General features: G+C 72.8%; 13 protein-coding genes, 1 tRNA gene and 1 pseudogene. 10 read left to right on the top strand and 5 right to left on the bottom strand.

Features of this window, described 5'->3' with window-relative positions:
- The first annotated feature begins 21 nt into the window (after positions 1-21).
- Positions 22-95 (top strand) — tRNA-Ala (locus ASD48_RS07920).
- A 74-nt stretch (positions 96-169) separates the two neighbouring features.
- Here ASD48_RS07920 and ASD48_RS07915 read toward each other — a convergent pair.
- Together ASD48_RS07915 and ASD48_RS07910 are read right to left on the bottom strand one after the other, a co-directional pair.
- Positions 170-2,659, bottom strand: coding sequence for an FtsX-like permease family protein (locus tag ASD48_RS07915; protein ID WP_057600650.1), 2,490 nt, complete (start codon positions 2,657-2,659; stop codon positions 170-172).
- Positions 2,653-3,429, bottom strand: a complete 777-nt coding sequence (locus ASD48_RS07910) for an ABC transporter ATP-binding protein (RefSeq protein WP_057600649.1) — start codon at positions 3,427-3,429, stop codon at positions 2,653-2,655. The genes ASD48_RS07915 and ASD48_RS07910 overlap by 7 nt, the downstream gene beginning before the upstream one ends.
- 133 nt (positions 3,430-3,562) lie before the next feature.
- Between ASD48_RS07910 and ASD48_RS07905 the strand changes: the two are divergent.
- Together ASD48_RS07905 and ASD48_RS07900 are read left to right on the top strand one after the other, a co-directional pair.
- Positions 3,563-4,840: pseudogene (locus ASD48_RS07905) on the top strand (sensor domain-containing protein); the annotation flags it as partial.
- Positions 4,834-5,619: a response regulator transcription factor gene (locus ASD48_RS07900; RefSeq protein WP_079073653.1), complete on the top strand. Its 786-nt coding sequence runs from the start codon at positions 4,834-4,836 to the stop codon at positions 5,617-5,619. The pseudogene ASD48_RS07905 and the gene ASD48_RS07900, both read left to right, overlap by 7 nt.
- 40 nt (positions 5,620-5,659) lie before the next feature.
- Here the strand turns inward: ASD48_RS07900 and ASD48_RS07895 are convergent, their stop codons facing one another.
- Positions 5,660-6,142: a GNAT family N-acetyltransferase gene (locus ASD48_RS07895; RefSeq protein WP_057600648.1), complete on the bottom strand. Its 483-nt coding sequence runs from the start codon at positions 6,140-6,142 to the stop codon at positions 5,660-5,662.
- A 161-nt stretch (positions 6,143-6,303) separates the two neighbouring features.
- Between ASD48_RS07895 and ASD48_RS07890 the strand changes: the two genes are divergently transcribed.
- The gene (locus ASD48_RS07890) at positions 6,304-7,107 is read left to right on the top strand and encodes an exodeoxyribonuclease III (protein ID WP_057600647.1); all 804 of its coding nucleotides are present in this window, start codon (positions 6,304-6,306) and stop codon (positions 7,105-7,107) included.
- A 181-nt stretch (positions 7,108-7,288) separates the two neighbouring features.
- On the opposite strand, the gene ASD48_RS07885 is transcribed toward ASD48_RS07890, so the two are convergent.
- Positions 7,289-7,933, bottom strand: a complete 645-nt coding sequence (locus ASD48_RS07885; RefSeq protein ID WP_057600646.1) for a MerR family transcriptional regulator — start codon at positions 7,931-7,933, stop codon at positions 7,289-7,291.
- A gap of 141 nt (positions 7,934-8,074) precedes the next feature.
- Between ASD48_RS07885 and ASD48_RS07880 the strand changes: the two genes are divergently transcribed.
- From ASD48_RS07880 to ASD48_RS07865, 4 genes are all read left to right on the top strand, one after another.
- Positions 8,075-9,592: an NAD(P)/FAD-dependent oxidoreductase gene (locus ASD48_RS07880; protein ID WP_057600645.1), complete on the top strand. Its 1,518-nt coding sequence runs from the start codon at positions 8,075-8,077 to the stop codon at positions 9,590-9,592.
- The gene (locus ASD48_RS07875; RefSeq protein ID WP_057600644.1) at positions 9,589-10,464 is read left to right on the top strand and encodes an alpha/beta hydrolase; all 876 of its coding nucleotides are present in this window, start codon (positions 9,589-9,591) and stop codon (positions 10,462-10,464) included. The genes ASD48_RS07880 and ASD48_RS07875 overlap by 4 nt, the downstream gene beginning before the upstream one ends.
- Positions 10,461-11,345, top strand: coding sequence for an SDR family oxidoreductase (locus tag ASD48_RS07870; RefSeq protein ID WP_057600643.1), 885 nt, complete (start codon positions 10,461-10,463; stop codon positions 11,343-11,345). Before ASD48_RS07875 ends, ASD48_RS07870 begins: the two co-directional genes overlap by 4 nt.
- Before the next feature lie 93 nt (positions 11,346-11,438).
- A complete protein-coding gene (locus ASD48_RS07865; protein WP_057600642.1) occupies positions 11,439-11,705 on the top strand; it encodes a hypothetical protein in 267 nt (88 codons plus the stop codon).
- Between the two features lie 77 nt (positions 11,706-11,782).
- Here the strand turns inward: ASD48_RS07865 and ASD48_RS07860 are convergent, their stop codons facing one another.
- Positions 11,783-15,148, bottom strand: a complete 3,366-nt coding sequence (locus ASD48_RS07860) for a S41 family peptidase (protein WP_057600641.1) — start codon at positions 15,146-15,148, stop codon at positions 11,783-11,785.
- Between the two features lie 171 nt (positions 15,149-15,319).
- On the opposite strand from ASD48_RS07860, the gene ASD48_RS07855 reads away from it, so the two are divergent.
- Together ASD48_RS07855 and ASD48_RS07850 are read left to right on the top strand one after the other, a co-directional pair.
- Positions 15,320-15,925 carry a TetR/AcrR family transcriptional regulator gene (locus ASD48_RS07855; protein ID WP_057600640.1) on the top strand — a complete coding sequence of 202 codons (606 nt, stop codon included), beginning with the start codon at positions 15,320-15,322 and terminating at the stop codon, positions 15,923-15,925.
- A 137-nt stretch (positions 15,926-16,062) separates the two neighbouring features.
- Positions 16,063-18,384 carry an MMPL family transporter gene (locus tag ASD48_RS07850; protein ID WP_057600639.1) on the top strand — a complete coding sequence of 774 codons (2,322 nt, stop codon included), beginning with the start codon at positions 16,063-16,065 and terminating at the stop codon, positions 18,382-18,384.
- Positions 18,385-18,519 lie beyond the last annotated feature (135 nt).

Below are 18,519 nucleotides of genomic sequence, written 5' to 3'. Positions count from 1 at the left end.
CTAGAGTTTCACTCGTTGCAAGGGCCTGTGGCGCAGTCTGGTAGCGCACCTCGTTCGCATCGAGGGGGTCTGGGGTTCAAATCCCCACAGGTCCACGCAGCATAGAGCCCCCGTCGGGTAACCGACGGGGGCTCTATCGTTTTCGGGCTCGGTCGGTCGTGGCCGGTGGTCAGGGACGGGGCGGGCGTAGGGCCGGTGTCGTCGATGTCAGTGCCGTGACGGTCGCGAGCAGGGCGCAGGCTGCCGTCGTCCAGGTGAGTGCCTGCCAGGGCAGGGCTATGGCCGGTGGGGCCGAGAGCAGGTGCAGGGCGGCGCTCAGGCCGGTCAGGTTGACGGCGGTGACCAGGAGGCCCAGCAGCGTGCCGACCGCCACGGCGATCAGTGCCTCGGTGGCGGCCAGTCGCAGTATCTGGCCGCTGGTGGCGCCGGCCCGCCGTAGGGCCGTCAGGTCGGCTCTGCGTTCGGCGGCCGCCATGGCGAGGGTGTTGGCCACCGAGATGCCGGTGTAGAGAAGCGCGATGCCCAGGACGAGCAGCATGCCGAGCCGGGTCGTTGCGTTGGTCTGCGGGTGAGCCGCTCGCACCCACTGCGTCCTGCTCAGCACCCGCACCCCGTCGACGTTCCGCAGCCGCGCGCCCACCTCCGCCGGGTCGGCGCCCGCCCGTACCCGTACGTCCACGCGGTCCACGCCCCCGCCGCCCGCGTTGGCCGGGGTGACGTAGGCGCCGTTGTCCCCGGTGCCGATGGACAGGACGGCGGCGATACGGAGGGTCTTCGGCGTGCCGTCGCCGAGCCACACCCGCACCGTTCGTCCCACCCGGTGCCGCGCCCATTCCTCGGTCACGACGATCGACCCGTCGTCGAGGTCGGTGAGCCGCCCGGCGGTGACCGGCAGCCGCGCGGTGCCGGCGAGCAGCGCCGGATCGGCCGCCCTGGCCTCGGACTTCACCAGCGCCACGCCGTCCTCCAGCGTGAACAGGGCGGTGGCGGAACTGGCCGACACGAGTGTGCCGGGCACCTGCCGCACCTGCTCGACCGTCCCTGCCCGCAGGGTCGTTCCGTCCCGCGGGGTCACCACGAAGTCGGCGACCGTCCGCCGCTCCACCTCCGCCGCCCGCGCCGCGCCGATCGTGGCCGTCGCGCCCGGCAGGGAGCCCGCCAGCGCGACGGTGACCAGGACGGGCGCGGCCACCGCGGCGGTACGGCGGACCCCGGCGACCGCCCCGGCCCGCGCCAACTGGCCCACCGCGCCCGGCAGCCGGGGCACCAGCCGACGCACCGTCAGGGGTGAGAGCAGCGCCACCGAGGTGATGAGCAAGAGGGGGCGGCTGATGTACGACTTGCGGTGGAGGAGTTCGCCCGGGTCGGTCGCCAGTGTGTACGCGAGGGTCGCGACCGCCGTGAGCAGCAGTGCCGTGCCGCACGCGCGTCGTCCCCGGGTCAGTGCGCGCCCGTCCACCGAGGCCTCGCGCAGCGCCTGGACCGGGGCGGTGCGTCCGGCCCGCCAGGACGCGGCGAGCGCACCGCACAGAGCCACCAGCAGGCCTGTCCAGAAGGCCAGGTGGTACGGCCAGACGCCGGCCGAAGGGCCGCCGATCGCGTACCACTTCGGTGCGAGCCTGCCGTCGACCACCAGGGAGGCCAGGTGCGGCGCGCCGTATCTGCCGAGCACGCAGCCCGTCGCCGAGGCGAGCGTGCCGATCAGCAGGGCCTCCGCCAGGACCGTCCGCCGGATCTGGCCCGGTGTCGCCCCGGCGGTGCGCAGCAGGCCGAACTCGCGGCGCCGCCGGTCGACCGCGAAGGCGAAGGTGGAGGCGACGACGAAGACGGACACGAAGGCGGCCACGCCACCCGCCGTGCCGAACAGGGCGTTCAGCGCCGTCAGGGCTTCGGCGTCGCGGTCCGGGTCGGCGTCGGCCAGCCGGCGGGCGTTCCCCGTGAGGACCCGTACGTCCTCGTCCGTGACCGCCGCCCGTACGGCCGCCGCGTCCGCCTCGACGACCAGCTGGGTCGACTGCGGTGCGAGAAGGGCGGCTTGGGCGTCCGGGTAGAACACGGCGTGCTCGAAGCCGGGTTCGTGTCCGGGTTCGAGTTCGGGTTCGCGTACGGGTTCGCGTACGGGTTCGCGTTCGGCTTCGCTCGCTGTCGTGACCGTTCCGACGACACGCACCGGCCCGTCCGCGGTGTGCAGCCGGGTGCCCACGGTCGCCCAGTCCCCGCTGGTCACCACCTCGTCGGCCGCTGCCGGGGCGCGGCCGGCGGTCAGCCGGTAGGGGGCGAAACGGGCCGTCGACCAGGGGTGGCCGACCAGGTCGTCCGGTGCGGCGCGGGCGCCGTACGCGCGGACCGGGAAGGAGCGGTCCTCGGTGACCGGGCCGAGCGCGCGGAGCGCGGCGACGGTCCCCGGGGGCACCGGGCGCGGCCGGGCCAGCTCCTTCGTCCGCTCGCCGGTGGAGGTCGCCACCCGCAGGGTGTCCTGCCCCCTGACCACCACCGGCGCCGCCGCGAAGCGCTCCGGCGCGCGCTCCGGCGCTTCCAGGGACGCGGCCAGCGCCTGTCCCATCACCGTGAGCAGGGCGACGCCGAGGGCGAGGGCGACGAAACTGCCGGCGAAGGCGGCCCATCGGGCGCGCAGGGTGTGCCACGCGACGCTCAGCACGCGGCACCCGCCGGGGAGGGCGTGGCGCCGTCGGCCGCGGTCTCCAGCCCCGCAAGCCGGGTCGCGACGGCCCCCACGGACACGTCGGCGCCGGACAGTTCGCCGTGGACGCGGCCGTCGACGAGGAACACCACCCGGTCCGCGTAGGAGGCGGCGAGCGGGTCGTGGGTGACCATGACGACCGTCCGGCCGGCCTCGTCGACCAGGGAGCGCAGCAGGATCAGCACCTCGCGGCCGGTACGGGAGTCCAGCGCGCCGGTGGGCTCGTCGCCGAACAGGACCTCCGGGCGGGTGATCACGGCGCGGGCCAGGGCGACGCGTTGCTGCTGGCCGCCCGAGAGCCGGTCCGGGCGGTGACCGGCGCGGTCGGCGAGTCCGACCTGCCGCAGGGCGTCGCGGACCTGCGCCCGGGGCGGGCGGCGGCCGGCCAGCCGCAGCGGGAGGGCGACGTTCTGCTCGGCGGTGAGGGTGGGCAGCAGGTTGAACGACTGGAAGACGAAGCCGATCCGCTCCCGGCGCAGCAGCGTCAGCCGCCGTTCGCTCATCCCGGTCAGCTCGGTCCCGCCGATCCGCACCGACCCCGAGGTCGGCCGGTCCAGTCCGGCGGCGCACTGGAGCAGCGTCGACTTGCCCGAGCCGGACGGCCCCATGACGGCGGTGAACGAGCCCCGGGGGAAGGCGAGGGTGACGTCGTCGAGCGCGGTCACCCCGGTGCCCGCGGCACCGTATCGCCTGCTCACGGAGGTCAGTTGGACGGCGTGTGTGGTCATGGCCCCACGAAACCGCGCGCGCCCCGGTCCGGTCTCTCGGGCAGGACCGAGACCTGGGGTAGGGCCAGGCATACCCCCGAACCTCCGGTCAGGCCGATGGTCCTCGCGCGGCGCCCCTTCTACGGTGATCCGTATGCACCCCCGAAACGTGTGGCAGGCCCTGGTCCGCCCGGGTTACCTGCTGTCGCCGTGGCCCTGGCGGGCCGTCGCCTATCTGCTGACGGGCGCCGTCACCGGGGCGGCCGTCCTCGTGGGGCTGGTCGCGGTGGTGGCGGTGGGCGGAGTTCTCGCGGTCGTCCTCGTCGGGCTGCCACTGCTCGCGGCGCTCGCCTTCGCCGGGCTGCCCGTGGCCGCCCTGGAGCGGCGCCGGCTGCGCCTCGTCGACGCGGACGACGCGCCCGGCGCGCATGCCGAGCCCGTCGCGCCGGGCCTGCGCAGCTGGCTCACCACCCGGCTGCGGGAACGGGCCACCTGGCGCGAGCTCGGCCACACCTTCCTCGCCGCGTGCCTTCTCTGGCCGGCCGAGGCACTCCTGCTGACCGTCGCCCTGTTCGTCCCGCTCGCGACGGTCGCGGCCCCGCTGCTGCTGGCGACGGTCGGCGGGGGCCGTGAGACGAAGGTGCTCAAGGTGTGGACGGTGACCGGCTGGCCGGCCGCTTTCGGCGCCGCCGCGCTGGGTGTGCTGCTGCTGGCGGTGGGCGGGTACGCCCTCGGGGCCGCGGCGGGGGCCAGGGCCGCGCTGACCCGGCTGCTCGTCGCCCCGCGCGGGGGCGATCCGCAGGCCAGGGTCGTGGAACTGACGCGCTCACGCGCGCGGTTGGTCGACGCGTTCGAGGGGGAGCGCCGACGGATCGAACGCGATCTGCACGACGGCGCTCAGCAGCGTCTGGTCGCGCTCACCATGAACCTCGGCCTGGCCCGGCTCGACGCCCCGCCCGGCGGCCCCCTCGCCGAGCAGCTCGCCCGCGCCCATGAGGAGGCGGGCGCGGCCCTCGCGGAGCTGCGTGAGCTGATCCACGGCATCCACCCCCAGGTGCTCGCCGACTTCGGCCTGGAGGCGGCCGTCGCCGACGCGGCCGACCGCTCGCCCGTCCCCGTGGACGTGGAGTTCGCCCGGCCGGTGCCGCGGCTCCCGCAGGCCGTGGAGGCCGCCGCCTACTTCGTGGTCCGCGAGGCACTGGCCAACGTGGCCCGGCACAGCGGTGCGCGGCGCGCACGCGTGCGTGCGGAGCACCGGGGCGGGCGGCTGCTCGTCCTGGAGGTGACCGACGACGGCCGGGGCGGCGCCGACCGCGGCCGCGGCACCGGCCTCACCGGTCTCGCGGACCGGGTGTCGGTGCTCGATGGAAGACTGACCCTGACCAGCCCGCCGGGCGGACCGACCCAGCTGCGTGTGGAGATCCCTTGCGAGCCGACCCCGAGCCCGTCGAGCGAGCCGAGCCCGTCGGATCAGCCGACCCCGTCGCATCAGCCGGGCTCGTCGAGCGGGCCGGGTCCGTCGGGTCCGTCGAGCGGGCCGAACGGGCGGACGGGAACGGTCACCGGGGCCTCCGCCTAGTCCTCGCCGAGGACGGCGTCCTGCTGCGCGACGGCCTGACGACACTGCTCACCCGCTTCGGGCACGAGGTCGTGGCGGCGGTGGGCGACGCGCCGGGGCTGCTGGAGGCGGTCGCCGACCACGCGCCCGACATCGTCGTGACCGACGTCCGCATGCCGCCCGCCTTCCAGGACGAGGGGCTGAGGGCGGCGGTCCTGCTGCGCGCGGAGCGGCCCGGACTGCCGGTTCTCGTCCTCAGTCAGTACGTGCAGCGCGCGTACGCGGCCGAACTCCTCGACTCCGGCGACGGCACCGCCGTCGGCTATCTGCTCAAGGACCGGGTCGGTCAGGTGGAGGAGTTCGTCGACGCGCTGCGCGAGGTCGCGGCCGGCGGCACGGTCGTCGACCCGGAGGTCGTACGGCAACTGCTGCGCCGGCGCCGCGACCCCCTGGCCCGGCTCACCCCGCGGGAGCGGGAGGTGCTGGCGCTGGTGGCGGAGGGGCGGTCCAACGGTGCGATAGCCCGGCAGCTGGTGGTGTCGGAGGCGGCCGTCGGCAAACACATCGGCGGCATCCTCACCAAGCTGGACCTGCCCCCGGCCGACGACACCCACCGCCGTGTCCTGGCGGTGCTCGCCTACCTCAGGAGCTGAGGCTCTCCCGGAGCCGGGCGGCCTCGGAGGCCGGGGTTCCTCAGGAGCCGAGCGGCTTGGCGTAGCACCGGCTGTTCTCGTACTCGCGGTAGTAGCCGAACTTCGTGCACGGCGCGTACCCGCTGGAGGTGTACAGGGCGATGGCCTCGGGCTGCTCGGTGCCGGTCTCCAGGACCATCCGGACGCGGCCGGCCGCCCGCGCGTCCTCCTCCAGCGCGGTGAGCATCCGCCGGGCCAGTCCTCTGCCCCGCATCTCCCGGACGACGAACATCCGCTTGAGTTCGGCGTCGCCGTCCTCGTGCCCCTCGCCGTCGTCGTCCTGGCTGCGCCAGCCGCCTGTGGCCACCGGGCGGTCCAGCTCGTCGTACGCGATCAGGTAGACCCCGTTCGGCCGCCGGAAGTCGGACGGCTCGAGGACCGTGGCGTCACCTCCGTCGCCGTAGCGCTCGTGGTACTCGGCCTGGACCTCGTCGTTGAGCTTGACGGCGTCGGGGTGGTCGAAGGCGACCGGACGTATATTCATGCTGCCCACAGTAGTTGTATGCACAATCCTGGAAAAGTCGATTCTGGACCCGGTCCAGTGTGCCGGTAACCGCCGGACGGCGGGCGACGGACGCCGGGGGCGGCGGTCGGGGCGGACGGCGGAGGCCCGCGCGGGTCCGGGCCGGCCTGTATCGTGCCGGGGTGCTGACCGTGACCTCCGTGAACGTGAATGGACTGCGTGCCGCCGCGAAGAAGGGCTTCGTGGAGTGGCTCGCGGACACCTCCGCCGACGTGCTGTGCCTCCAGGAGGTGCGGGCCGAGCCGGGGCAGCTGCCGGAGGCGGTGCGGGCCCCCGAGGGCTGGTTCGTCACCCACGCGCCGGCCGCCGCGAAGGGCCGCGCCGGTGTCTCCCTCTACAGCCGCCGTGAGCCGGACGCCGTCCGGATCGGCTTCGGCTCGTCCGAGTTCGACGGCAGCGGCCGTTACGTCGAGGCCGACCTGCCCGGTGTGACGATCGCCTCCCTCTACCTGCCCTCCGGCGAGGTCGGCACCGACCGGCAGGACGAGAAGGTCCGCTTCATGGGCGAGTTCCTGGCCCACCTCAAGGACCTGCGGGCCCGTGCCGCCGCCGACGGCCGCGAGGTCCTCGTGGTGGGCGACTGGAACATCGCCCACCAGCAGGCCGACCTGAAGAACTGGCGCTCCAACACCAAGAACTCCGGCTTCCTCCCGGAGGAGCGCGACTGGCTGACCCGGGTCTTCGCCCCGGCGGACGGCGGCTACGTGGACGTCGTACGGTCACTGCACCCGGACGTGGCGGGACCGTACACGTGGTGGTCGTACCGGGGCCGGGCCTTCGACAACGATTCCGGATGGCGCATCGACCTGCACGTCTCCACGCCCACCCTCGCGGGCAAGGCCGTCAAGGGCTTCGTGGAGCGGGCGGCCACGCACGGCGAGCGCTGGTCGGACCATGCTCCGGTGACGGTGGTCTACGACCTGTAGGGCGACCTCAGGGGCGACGGCACGTACTACCTGGGTATGAGGGCCGGCGCGACTTCAGGCGCGACGGTGAGCGCGACGGCCCGCACGACTGCAGCGCGACGGCAAGCGAGACCGTGAGCGTCTATCGGGTGTGACCGCCATCACCACGACGAACGGGGGATCCTGGCAGCGGCCGGGATCTCTAGGTCGTCCCGTGCAGCCGTCGGTCCAGTGCCAGGGACAGTTCCGCCTCGACGACGCTGCGTGCCAGTGGGCGCAGGCGGGGCAGGTCGTCCTCGGTCGCGTGGCGCAGGATCAGGTCGGTGAAGAGGGCGGCGAGGGCGTCGGCGTGTTCGCGGACCCGGACGCCGGCCGCCAGCACCTCGGCGAGCGGGATGCCCTCGCGGACCAGGGCGGAGGAGACGTCCAGCAGGCGGCGGCTGATGTGGACGATCTCGTCGCCGTCGGTGCCCAGGTAGCCGAGGTCCAGGGCGGCGGCGAGGTTCTCGGTGGTGACCTGGCCCTCGAAACGCGCGGCGAGTTCCTCGGGGGTCAGCCGGACCGGCTCCTCCTCGGTGGGGCCGCCGACGCCCAGGAGGTCGGCCACGCCGCGGCCGTGGTCGAGGGCGTCCGCCAGCTCCGCGATGCCGGTGAGGGTGTGGCCGCGTTCCAGCAGCGCCGCGATCGTGCGCAGGCGAGCCAGGTGATGGTCGTCGTACCAGGCGATACGGCCCTCGCGGCGGGGTGGCGCGAGGAGCTTGCGCTCGCGGTAGAAGCGCAGGGTGCGCACCGTGATGCCGGCCTCCGCGGCCAGCTCCTCCGTTCGGTACTCCCGCTTGTCCGTCACGGGCGAAGCCTATGTTGTACCACCGGTAACTTTCCCTCTCCCGGCCCCTACCCATCGGTACGGAGCTGCTCTACGCTCCCATTGCGCCAGTGTTCACTGGCAGAGTCCGTAGAGTCGCACGCACGGCTAGGAGGCGTCGGGATGACCGAACACGTACGGGTGGCGGTGATCGGGTCCGGTTTCGGTGGACTGGGGGCGGCCGTGCGGCTGCGCCGCGAGGGGATCACCGACTTCGTCGTCCTGGAGCGGGCGGGCAGCGTCGGCGGGACCTGGCGGGACAACAGCTACCCCGGGTGCGCCTGTGACGTGCCCTCCCACCTGTACTCCTTCTCCTTCGCGCCCAACCCGGACTGGCCGCGCACCTTCTCCGGACAGGAGCACATCCGCGCCTATCTGGAGCACGTCGCGGACGTCTTCGGGCTCCGTCCGCATCTGCGGCTGGACTCCGAGGTGCTGCGCATGACGTGGGACGCGCAGGAGCTGCGCTGGGACATCGAGACCAGCGGCGGGCGGTACTCCGCCGATGTCGTCGTGTCGGCCACCGGGCCGCTGTCCGACCCGAAGATCCCGGAGATCCCCGGCCTCGACACCTTCCCCGGCAAGGTCTTCCACTCGGCGCGCTGGGACCACGACCACGACCTCACCGGGCAGCGCGTCGCCATGGTCGGCACCGGCGCCTCCGCCATCCAGATCGTGCCCGCCGTCCAGCCCGACGTCTCCCGGCTGACGCTCTTCCAGCGCACCCCGCCCTGGGTGATGCCCCGCATGGACCGGCCCATCAGCGGCGCGGAGCGCGCACTGCACCGCGCCGTGCCCTTCACCACCCAGCTGCGCCGCGGACTGCTCTGGGGCATCCGGGAACTCCAGGTCCAGGCGTTCACCAAACACCCGAACCAGCTCGGACTCGTCGAGCAACTGGCCAGGCAGAACATGGCCCGAGCCATCAAGGACCCGGCCCTGCGCGCCAGGCTCACCCCGGACTACCGCATCGGCTGCAAGCGGATCCTGCTGTCCAGCACCTACTATCCGGCCCTCGCCCAGCCCAACGTGGACGTCGTCGCGAGCGGGCTGAGCGAGATCCGCGGGTCCACGCTGGTCGCCGCCGACGGCAGCGAGGCCGAGGTCGACGCCATCGTCTTCGGCACCGGCTTCCACGTCACCGACATGCCGATCGCCGACCGGGTGGTGGGCGGCGACGGGCGGACGCTCGCGGAGAGCTGGAAGGACGGCATGGAGGCCCTGCGCGGCGCCTCCGCCGCAGGCTTCCCCAACTGGATGACGATCATCGGCCCCAACACCGGCCTCGGGAACTCCTCCATGATCCTGATGATCGAGTCCCAGCTGAACTACATGGCCGACTATCTGCGCCAGCTCGACGTCCTCGGAGGGCGCGCGGCGCTGGACGCCCGGCCGAGCGCCGTGCACGCCTGGAACCGCAGGGTGCAGGACCGGATGAAGCGAACGGTGTGGAACACGGGCGGCTGCACCAGCTGGTACCTGGACGCGAGCGGCCGCAACACCACCATCTGGCCGGGCACCACGGCCGAGTTCCGGCGGGCCACCCGGCGCGTCGACCTCGCGGAGTACGAGGTCCTGCGCGCCCCCGCGGTGTCGCCGGCCCGCGCGGAGCACACCGAGAACGACGAGGTGACGGCATGACCTCCGCCCGCGAGCTCACCGCCGTCTCCGCCGACGGCACGCTCCTGCACGTCGAGGTCCACGGACCCGAGAGCGCGCCCGCCGTCGTCCTCGCCCACGGCTGGACCTGCTCGACCGCTTTCTGGGCGGCCCAGATCCGGGACCTGGCCGCCGACCACCGGGTCATCGCCTACGACCAGCGCGGCCACGGACGCACCCTGCCGAGCCAGGCGTGCAGCACCGACACCCTCGCCGACGACCTGGAAGCGGTCCTCGCGGCGACGCTCGCGCCCGGCGAGAAGGCCGTGATCGCCGGGCACTCCATGGGCGGCATGACGGTGCTGGCGGCGGCCGCCAGGGACGTCTTCCAGGAGCACGCGGCGGCCGTCCTGCTGTGCAGCACCGGCGCCTCGGCCCTGGTCGCCGAGTCCACCGTCCTCCCCCTGCGGCCCGGCCCGCTGCGGACCTGGCTGACCCGGCACATCCTCGGGTCGAGGGCGCCCCTCGGGCCGGTCACGCCGGTCGCGAAGCGGATCCTCAAGTACGCCACGATGGGCGCCGGTTCCGCCCCGCACATGGTGGACGCGTGCGCCCGCATCGTGCACGCCTGTCCGCGCAAGGTGCGGTACACCTGGTCGCACGTGCTGAACCTGCTCGATCTCGACCACGGCGTACGGGAGTTGCGGGTGCCCACGGCGGTGATCGTCGGCAGCGGCGACCGGCTCACCCCGCCGGTGCACGCCCGCCGGATCGCCGCCGCGCTCCCGTACTGCGTCGGTCTCACCGAACTGCCCGGCCTCGGCCACATGACGCCGGTCGAGGCACCCGACCTGGTCACCGGCCGGATCCGGGAACTCGTCACCACATACGCACAGTTGAAGGAGGGCGCATGAGCAGGGTCAGTCTCGAAGGGCAGGTCGCCGTCGTGACCGGGGCCGCGCGGGGCGTCGGGGAGCTGCTGGCCCGCAAGCTCTCCGCGCGCGGTGTGAAGGTCGCGCTGGTCGGCCTGGAGCCGGACGCGCTCAAGCAGGTCTCCGAGCGGCTGCACAGCGACAGCGGCCACTGGTACGCCGACGTCACCGACCACGAGGCGATGGCCCGGGTCGCGGCGGAGGTGAAGGAGCGCTTCGGCAAGGTGGACATCGTGGTCGCCAACGCCGGTGTGGCCAACGGCGGTCCGTTCGCCGACTCCGACCCGGAGGCCTGGCGACGGGTCATCGAGGTCAACCTGATCGGCTCGGCGGTCACGGCCCGCGCCTTCCTGCCGCTGCTGCGGGAGAGCCGCGGCTACCTGCTCCAGATCGCCTCGCTCGCCGCGATCACCCCGGCACCGATGATGACGGCGTACTGCGCGTCCAAGTCGGGCGTGGAGGCGTACGCGCACAGCCTGCGCGCCGAGGTCGGCCACCAGGGTGTCCGCGTCGGCGTCGGCTACCTGTCCTGGACCGACACCGACATGGTGCGGGGCGCCGATCAGGACGAGGTGATGCGGGAGTTGAGGCAGCGGCTGCCGTGGCCGTCGAACAAGACGTACCCGCTGGGGCCGGCCGTCGACCGGATCGTGGCCGGGATCGAACGGCGCTCGTCGCACGTGTACGGACAGTGGTGGCTGCGCGGGATGCAGGGAGTGCGCGGCTATCTGCCCGCGCTCATCGGGACGGTGGGCCAGCGCGAGATGAAGCGGTTCGCGCCCCGGCTGCAGGGGATGCGGACGGGACTGGTGGGAGCGGGCGGCTCCGCCGACGAACAGGCGAGGGCTACGCAGCGTAGTTGATCGAGATGCGCGCGGTGAGCGCCCGTGTGAATCTGGTCGAGGCCCCACCAAGGGGCCCCAACCCCCCTCATCTCCCCACAGGAGTGAACCCACATGGGTATGAAGGACAAGTTCCAGGACCAGTCCGAGCAGTTCAAGCAGCAGGCCAAGCAGAAGGTCGGGCAGGCCAAGGAGCAGGCGCAGCAGCGCGGCAAGCAGCACCCGGGCGAGCGTCCCGGTGAGCGTCCGGGCGAGCGGTCCGGTGAGCGTCCCGGTGAGCGTCCGGGCCAGCGTCCCGGCGAGCGTTCCGGCCAGCGTCCCGGCCAGGACACGGAGCGCATGCGGCACGAGGACGACGACCGTATCGGCCAGGACTTCTAGCCGGACCCGGTCTGTGCGATGACGTGGGGCGCCCTCCCTTCCGGGAGGGCGCCCTGCCCCGTTGCGAAGACCTTCTCCTAAAGCCCTTGGCGGGGAGGCAACTTGGGCCGGGAGCGGTCGGGGACGTCGTCGTAGGTCGGCGGGCTCGCCGGGGGGCGGCTGGTGAGGAGGTCCAGGGCCAGCCGTACGGCGTCGTCGAGTTGGGCGTGGCGGCCTTCGGCCCAGTCGAGCGGGGTGCGCAGCACTTCGAGGTCGGGGGTGACACCCCGGTTCTCCACGGACCAGCCGTACGCGTCGAACCAGGCCGCGTTCATCGGGACGGTGATGACGGTGCCGTCGCCGAGCTGGTGGCGGCCGGTCATGCCGACCACGCCGCCCCAGGTGCGCTGGCCGACCACCGGGCCCAGCTTGAGCAGCTTGAAGGCGGCCGTGATCATGTCGCCGTCCGAGGACGTCGCCTCGTCGGCCAGCGCCACCACCGGACCTCTCGGCGCGTTCGAGGCGTACGACACCGGCTGGGCGTCGCGGGTGAGGTCCCAGCCGAGGATGGTGCGGGTCAGCTTCTCCACCACCAGCTCGCTGATGTGCCCGCCCGCGTTGCCGCGCACGTCCACGAGCAGCGCGGGCCTGGACACCTCCATCCGCAGATCGCGGTTGAACTGGGCCCAGCCCGAGCCGCCCATGTCGGGGATGTGCAGGTAGCCGCACCGGCCGCCGCTCAACTCGTGTACCACGGCCCGCCGTTTGGCCACCCAGTCCTGGTAGCGCAGCGGGCGTTCGTCGACGAGCGGGACCACGGCCACCCGGCGCGGACGGCCCGAACCGCCCTCGGCCGAGGTGAAGGTGAGTTCCACGGTGGTGCCGCCCGCGCCGGCGAGGAGCGGATACGGGCCGGTCACCGGGTCGACCCGCCGTCCGTCCACGTGGGTGAGGACCGCCCCGTCCCGGATCCCGGTCCCGGCCAGCGGGGAACGCGCCTTGGAGTCGGAGGAGTCGCCGGGCAGGATCCGCCGGACCGTCCAACCGGCGTCCCGGCGTACCAGGTTGGCGCCGAGCAGGCCCTGGAGTCGTTGGTAGTGCGGAGGGCCCTCGTTGCGGCGGGCGGCGGTGACGTACGCGTGGGACGTGCCCAGCTCGCCGAGCACCTCACGCAGCAGGTCCGCGAACTCGTCGGGGGAAGCGACCCGTTCGACGAGCGGCCGGTACTGGTCGAGGACCGCGTCCCAGTCGATGCCGCACATCCCCGGGTCCCAGAAGTAGGCGCGGATCAGCCGGCCGGCCTCCTCGTAGGACTGCCGCCACTCGGCGCCCGGGTCCACCTCGTGCAGGATGCGGCGCAGGTCGATCCAGACCGTGGAGTCCAGGTCGCCGGACTCGGCCGACGGCACGGCCCGCAGGTCGCCCTCGTCGACCACGACCAGCCGGGAGCCGTCCCCGCTGAGCGCGAACCAGTCGAGGTGGTCGACGAGTTCGGACTTCTTCGCCTTGCTGATGTTGAAGTGCTCGAGGGTCGGCCGCCCGCTGGTGTCGTCCGGGTTCGCGAAGGTCTCGCCCAGCGCCCCCGAGATCGGCCAGCGCAGCCACACCAGTCCGCCGCCCGCCACCGGGTACAGCGCCGAGTACTTGGACGCCGGTACGGGGAAGGGCGTGACGCGGCTCTCCAGGCCCTCGATCTCGACGGTCACGGCTCCGTCGCCGCCCTCGTCGTCCTCCACCGGGTCCAGACCTCCGGCGGCCGGCCGGCCCTCCGGGGTCAGGGCGAAGGGGGAGGGGGTCGCCGACGACAGCGGCACCAGGTAGGGGCGGCAGCCGAGGGGGAAGGACAGGTCCCCGGTGTGCACGTCGTAGACCGGGTCGAAGCCGCGCCAGGAGAGGAAGGCCAGGTAGCGGCCGTCCCGGGTGAAGACCGGGTTCTCGTCCTCGAACCGGCCGTTGGTGACGTCCACGATGAGCCGGTCCTTGATGCGGGCCATCTTGATCTGCCGCAGCGACCGTCCGATCCCCGGATGGGACCAGGTCAGCCAGCTCCCGTCGGGGGAGAAGGCCAGGTCCCGCACGGGTCCGTTGACCGACGAGATCAGCTCGGTGACCGCGCCGTCCGGCTCCGCGCCATCCGACTCCGCGCCGCCCGGGCCCGTACCGCCCGGGTCCTCGGCGCCCGCGTCGTCGGAGGCCGTGATGCCGTCCGCCGGGGCGAGGTCGTCGGCCAGGGCGAGGTCGTCGGAGAGGGTGATGAGGAGCAGCCGCCCGTCGTGCGAGGCGACGGCGAGCCGCTCGCCGTCGGGGTCGGACACCATCTCCAGGACCCGCCCGAGCCGCCCGGAGGCCAGTCTGCGGGGCGCGCGGTCGCCGGTGGCCCGGGGCAGATGGGCGATCTCGACGGCGTCCTCGCCCTCCGCGTCCGTCACATAGGCGACCTGGCCGCCCGAGCCGAGCATCTCCGGCAGCCGCACCCGTACCCCGGGGGTGTCGGTGATCGTCCGGGCGGGGCCGTCCCGGTGGGTCAGCCAGTACAGGCTGCCGCGTACGACGACGGCGCTGGCCCGTCCCGTCTCGTCGACGGAGATGCCGTCCACGTGCTGGGCGGCGGGGATCTGGTAGGGCCGCCGCCCCGCGCGTGGTCCGCTCAGCCGTACGTCGATCCGGCGCGGCGCGGAGTCGGCGGCGAGGTCGTCGACGATCCACAGGTCGCCGGCGCACTGGTACACCACCCGGGTGCCGTCGCTGGAGGCGTGCCGGGCGTAGAAGGCGTCGTGGTCGGTGTGCCGCCGCAGGTCGGAGCCGTCGTGGGTGCAGGAGTAGAGGTTGCCGACGCCCTCGTGGTCGGAGAGGAAGGCGATCCGTCCGCCGACGAAGAGGGGGGAGTGCAGATGGCCGTCGAGGTCGGCCAGGAGCCGCTGCCCGTGCAGCCACAGGCGGCCCGTCGCCCCGCCCCGGTAGCGCTTCCAGGCGGCGGGTTCGTGCGGCGGGGTGCCGGTGAGCAGGAGGGTTTTGCGTTCGCCGGCGATGTCGGCGGTCTGCAGGTCGGAGACCGGGCCCCAGGGGAGCTTGCGGCCGGGTGCGCCGTCGGTGGGGACCTTGTAGGCCCAGGTGAAGTAGGAGAACGGCTCGCCGTGGGAGGCGACGGCGAGGATGTCGGTGTTGCCGTCCTGGTCGGGGGGCGTCCAGCCGCAGACCTGGGTGTCGGAGCTGCCCCAGTACGTCAGGCGCCGGCCCGGTCCGCCGTCCACGGGGACCAGGTGGATCTCCGGGACGAGACTGCGCCAGCTCGTGTACGCGATCAGGGTCCCGTCGGGGGAGAACCTGGGGTGTCCGGCCTTGGTGCGGTCGACGGTGAGCCGCCAGGCGCGGCCGGGGTCGGCGAGGGGGGCCAGCCAGAGGTCGTCCTCGGCGACGAAGCAGAGCAGGTCACCACTGAGGTGGGGCAGACGCAGATAGCTCACCTCCCCATGCTTTTCCGGCGAATGGGGCCGGGCAACTTATGTGCTCGCTTTATGCGCCCTTCACGTTCGTGAGCCAGCACACGTACGAAACGGTTTCGTTTCGCTGTTCCTCAGGGTATCTTCATGGTGTACGAGACGAGTCGGTGACGACGGAGCCGGAAGGTGAGTGACATGACTGAGATCGCAACGACGCGTCGCAGTCGCATCACGCCCGAGCGCGAGGCCGAGCTGTACCGGGCCGTGCTCGACCTGCTCCGTGAGGTCGGCTACGACGCCCTCACCATGGACGCCGTCGCCACCCGCACCCGATCCAGCAAGGCGACGCTCTACCGCCAGTGGGGCGGCAAGGCCGAGCTGGTGGCGAAGGCGGTGCGGCACGACAAGCCGGGCGCCTCCGCCGGGGGCGTCGACACCGGATCGCTCAGGGGCGACCTGCATGCCCTCACGATGCGCTCGGACGACTGCGAGATGGAGCAGAACTCCGCGCTGATGCGAGGACTGGCCATGGCGATCCATGGCAGCCCGGACCTCCTGAGGGCGTTCAAGGAACACCTCGTCGAGCCGGAGATGGCGGAGTTCCGCAACATGCTCCAGCGGGCGATCGACCGGGGCGAGGTCCGTGCTGACAACGCCGCGCTCGACTATGTGCCGCACATGATGATCGGCGCGTTCGCCGCCCGCACCATGCTCGACGAACAGCCGCCGACGCAGGCCTTCCTCCTCTCGTACATCGACGCCGTGGTCCTCCCCGCCCTCGGCGTCTCCACCACCACCTGACCGTCCCCACGGTCCGCCCATCCTGACGTCACCGCTCACGTCGTCGGGCCGATCACCCCTGCTCTCCCCGCGGGTTGGTCAACCCTGCCCTTGGGGCCTGTGGCCCCACTCCACGACCTGACCGGGAGTACGCCTCCGTGGCCACGTTCCTCTACAAACTCGGCCGTCTCGCCTTCAGGCGACGCCACTTCGTCGCCCTGATATGGGTGGCCCTGCTGACCCTGGCCGGCGTCGGCGCGGCCTCCGCGCCCGCCGCCGGCACGACCTCCTTCTCCATCCCAGGCGTCGAGGCCCAGAAGGCCTTCGACCTGCTGGAACAGCGTTTCCCCGGAGCCAGCGCCGACGGCGGGACCGGGCGCATCGTCTTCAAGGCGCCCGAGGGCGAGAAGATGACGGACGCCGCCAACAAGGCCACCGTCGAGAAGACCGTCAAGGCCCTCGGCGACGGCTCCGAGGTCGTCTCCGTCACCGACCCGTTCACGACGAACGCCGTGAGCAAGGACGGGACGGTCGCCTACACGTCGGTGAAGTACGACGCCCCCGGCATGGAGCTGAAGGACTCGACCAGGGACGCCCTCGAGAAGGCCGGGGACGAGGCCCGCGCGACCGGCCTGACCGTCGACGTCGGAGGCGACGCCCTCCAGGCCGGCGCCGAGCCGGGTGCGATCGGCGAGGTCATCGGTCTCGCGATCGCCGCCGTCGTCCTCGTCATCACCCTGGGCTCGCTGGTCGCCGCCGGACTGCCGCTGCTGACGGCGATCATCGGTGTCGGCATCGGCGTCTCCACCATCACCGCCCTCGCCAAGGCGCTCGACCTCGGCGACACCACCTCCACCCTCGCGCTGATGATCGGCCTCGCGGTCGGTATCGACTACGCGCTGTTCATCGTCTCCCGCTACCGGAGCGAACTGGCCGAGGGCCGCGACCGCGAGGAGGCGGTCGGCCGCGCCACCGGCACCGCCGGCTCGGCGGTGGTCTTCGCCGGTCTCACGGTCGTGATCGCCCTGGCGGGCCTCGCGGTCGTCAACGTGCCGATGCTGACCAAGATGGGTCTCGCGGCGGCCGGCACGGTCGTGGTGGCCGTCCTCATCGCGCTGACCATGATCCCGGCGCTGCTCGGCTACGCCGGCAAGCGGGTCAGGGCCACCGGTGAGAAGCGCGGCTCGAACGGAGAGAAGTCCGGCCGCAAGAACGGCCGCAAGACCGGTGGGCAGACCGGCGGGACGACCGGCGTGGAGGCCGGCGAGATGACCGGTGCCACGACTGGTGGGAAGGGCCGGCCGGGCAAGCAGGCCAAGCCCGGCCTGGGCGTCCGCTGGGCGAGCTTCGTCATCCGCCGTCCGGCCGCCGTGCTGCTGCTCGGCGTGGTCGGGCTGGGCGCGATCGCCGTCCCCGCCACCCAGCTGGAGCTGGGCCTGCCCGACGACGGCTCGCAGCCGACGTCCACGACGCAGCGCCGGGCGTACGACCTGCTGTCGGAGGGCTTCGGCCCCGGCTTCAACGGGCCCCTGATGATCGTGGTCGACGCCAAGGACAGCGACGACCCCAAGGCGGCGGCCACCACGGTGACCGACGGGATCAAGGACCTCGAGGACGTCGCGACGGTCACCCCGGCGATGTTCAACAAGGCCGGCGACACCGCCACGATCACCGTGATCCCGGGCTCCAAGCCGTCCTCGACCCAGACCGAGGACCTGGTGCACGCCATCCGTGGCCAGGGCACCGACGTCAGGGCCGACACCGGCGCACAGGTGCTGGTCACCGGCACCACCGCGATGAACATCGACTTCTCGCAGAAGCTCAACGACGCGCTGATCCCGTACCTGGGCCTGGTCGTCGGCCTGGCCTTCCTGCTGCTGATCGTGGTCTTCCGCTCCATCCTGGTCCCGCTGAAGGCGGCCCTCGGCTTCCTGCTCAGCGTGCTCGCCGCGCTCGGCGCCGTCGTCGCGGTCTTCCAGTGGGGCTGGCTCGGCGGCCTGATCGGCGTCGAGGAGACCGGCCCGATCATGTCGATGATGCCGATCTTCATGGTGGGCGTGGTCTTCGGCCTGGCGATGGACTACGAGGTGTTCCTCGTGACCCGGATGCGGGAGGCGTACGTCCACGGCGAGAGCCCGGGCCAGGCCATCGTCACCGGCTTCCGGCACAGCGCCAAGGTGGTGGCCGCCGCCGCGATCATCATGATGGCCGTCTTCGGCGGCTTCATCAGCTCCACCGAGTCGATGATCAAGATGATCGGCTTCGGCCTCGCGATCGCCGTCTTCTTCGACGCGTTCATCGTGCGCATGGCGATCGTGCCGGCGGTGCTGGCCCTGCTGGGCAAGAAGGCATGGTGGCTGCCGAAGTGGCTGGACCGCGCCCTGCCCAACGTGGACGTCGAGGGCGAGGGCCTGAAGACCCCGGCCGACGCCGCCTCGTCCCGTGACGGCGACGAGGACCGGGAACTGGTACACGCCTGACGTACCGGTACACCGCACAAGACCGCCGGTGAGGGCTCCGTGGGGACGGGGCGCCCTCACCGGCTTCTCTTTGCCGCGGCCGGCCACCGGCCTGCCGAGGTCGCCGTCCGTGCCCGGCGCTTCGACGCGCTCGCG

Source organism: Streptomyces sp. Root1310 (genome assembly GCF_001426425.1).
GTDB lineage: Bacteria > Actinomycetota > Actinomycetes > Streptomycetales > Streptomycetaceae > Streptomyces.
The sequence above is the reverse complement of the archived record's forward strand: the minus strand, read 5'-3'. Positions and strand labels throughout refer to the sequence as shown.

What these genes read in the sequence shown, in the direction of transcription:
- ASD48_RS07880 (WP_057600645.1), top strand. Translation starts at nt 8,075, where the DNA reads ATGACCGAACACGTACGGGTGGCGGTGATCGGGTCCGGTTTCGGTGGA.
- ASD48_RS07855 (WP_057600640.1), top strand. Translation starts at nt 15,320, where the DNA reads ATGACTGAGATCGCAACGACGCGTCGCAGTCGCATCACGCCCGAGCGC.
- ASD48_RS07875 (WP_057600644.1), top strand. Translation starts at nt 9,589, where the DNA reads ATGACCTCCGCCCGCGAGCTCACCGCCGTCTCCGCCGACGGCACGCTC.
- ASD48_RS07910 (WP_057600649.1), bottom strand. Translation starts at nt 3,429, where the DNA reads ATGACCACACACGCCGTCCAACTGACCTCCGTGAGCAGGCGATACGGT.
- ASD48_RS07865 (WP_057600642.1), top strand. Translation starts at nt 11,439, where the DNA reads ATGGGTATGAAGGACAAGTTCCAGGACCAGTCCGAGCAGTTCAAGCAG.
- ASD48_RS07895 (WP_057600648.1), bottom strand. Translation starts at nt 6,142, where the DNA reads ATGAATATACGTCCGGTCGCCTTCGACCACCCCGACGCCGTCAAGCTC.
- ASD48_RS07870 (WP_057600643.1), top strand. Translation starts at nt 10,461, where the DNA reads ATGAGCAGGGTCAGTCTCGAAGGGCAGGTCGCCGTCGTGACCGGGGCC.